General features: G+C 64.1%; 1 pseudogene. It reads right to left on the reverse strand.

The features are described 5' to 3' along the window. A pseudogene (locus tag AB4Y34_RS42065) lies at positions 1–387 on the reverse strand (IS5/IS1182 family transposase); the annotation flags it as partial.

Here is a 387-nt window from a genome sequence, read left to right on the forward strand (position 1 = left end):
TAGCGCGCTGCGCCCGGTGTCGGAAACTGAATCGAGCTGACGCTCCACATCACGCATCACCCGCCCAACGCGCGAGCGCAACGTGCGCAGCGCCTTCTTCATGCGCTTGAACTGCTTCGCATGGGCGGCGGCCAATCTGAAGTGCCACGTGCGGCGCCTCGCGGTTGTAGTTCTGCCGCAGCTTCAACCCGTGTCGCGCCGCGGCCTTCACCAGATGTTCGCGACACCGCTCGAGCAAGCGCGAATCGGTTGGATGGGCAATCGCCTTTTGCATGACCGTCGTGTCGACGATTACGCGCTTCGCGCTTGAGGCCTTGATCACGCCCGCGCGCTTCGCCGCTTCGATCGTCTCGGCCAGCAGTTCTTCAACGCCAGCTTCACCCAGGC

Source organism: Paraburkholderia sp. BR10954 (assembly GCF_040965775.1).
Taxonomy (GTDB): Bacteria; Pseudomonadota; Gammaproteobacteria; order Burkholderiales; family Burkholderiaceae; genus Paraburkholderia; species Paraburkholderia youngii.